Consider the following 1,202-nt stretch of genomic DNA (forward strand, 5'->3'; position numbering starts at 1 on the left):
GGGGTAGAACTGGCCGAAGACCCCTGGCTGCTCGGGATCATGGACAACTGGCAGAAGGCCGACGGCTGGACCGGAAGCGGGCAGCCCACGGTCGCGGACTGTGAGAACGTCCTCGCCGACGCCGCCCGCGCGGTCACCGAACACCTCGGCGCGGGCCCGGAACGTACCGTCGCCTCCTCCCCGTCCATCGCCGCCGGATCACCCCTGCCCCACCGCATCTGGCGCACCCCCACCCACGCCCTGATCCTCGGACCGCTCTCCGACCACGGCCCCTACGGCTACCTCACCCACCTGGCGCTGGTCCACGCGCCCCTCGACCAAAACGCCCCCCTGCCGGACGCCGACGACACCGAAGGCCTGATCCGCTGGATCGTCACGCACGCCGATTGGTGATCCGCGCCGGCCGGGCGAGTCCCCCGGCCGACCGGTGGCGTCCGGTCGCGACCGGACCCTCGTCCGGCCGCCCGGCTCCTCTGTGAGCATCGGTGCCTCCAACGGCGGCGCGCGGCTCAGGAGATCGGCATGCGTATGCGTACGTGGCAGGAATGGACGTCGGCGACACGGCTGTTGTGGCGCGCCGGACCCCGGCAGACCGTCGCCCTCGCCCTGACCACGGCCGGCGGAGCGCTCACCGGCCCTCTCGTCGTCGTGGCGACAGGACGGCTCGTGGGCGCGCTGCCCCCGGCCGTCGAGGCGGGCGCCGGATCGCCCGAGGCCCGGCACGCCCTGGTCGCTCTCACGGCGTTCGGCGCGCTGACGCTCCTGCGCACGGGACTGCGGGCCCTGGAGAGCGGCCTCGCCGCGGTGCTGCGGCTGCGCGCGGCCGGCGCCGTGGAGGACCGGGCCATCGCCGCCGGAATCGGCCCGGACGGCATCGGACACCTCGAAGAACCGGGCTACGCCGATACGTTGCGCCTGGTCACCGAGCCCGGCACACGGCCCGACCAACTCGCCTCCCTGCTCCCCGAAGTCGTGCGTCCCCGACTCGAAGGGATCGGCCTGCTCGTCCTGCTGGCGCCGCTGGCATGGTGGGCGCCGCCGTTGCTCGCACTCGCGGCGGTGCTGACGTACCGCTCCTATCTGCGGCTCTCGCGCCATGTGCACGGCAGCATGGAGGCGGCGAGCGAGGTGATCCGCCGATCCGCCTATCTGCGGTCCCTGGCCGTGGATCCCGAACCCGCCAAGGAGGTGCGGGTCTTCGG

The 1,202-nt window shown here is 73.6% G+C and carries 1 protein-coding gene and 1 pseudogene; both read left to right on the forward strand.

Going from position 1 to position 1,202, the window contains the following annotated elements; translation table 11 throughout:
• Nucleotides 1-393: pseudogene (locus tag AOK22_RS43070) on the forward strand (hypothetical protein); the annotation flags it as partial.
• 129 nt (nucleotides 394-522) lie between these two features.
• A partial coding sequence (locus tag AOK22_RS28820) for a hypothetical protein (protein ID WP_208606459.1) occupies nucleotides 523-1,202 on the forward strand: 680 nt, incomplete at its 3' end.

It is taken from the genome of Streptomyces silaceus (assembly GCF_001419745.1).
GTDB lineage: Bacteria > Actinomycetota > Actinomycetes > Streptomycetales > Streptomycetaceae > Streptomyces > Streptomyces silaceus.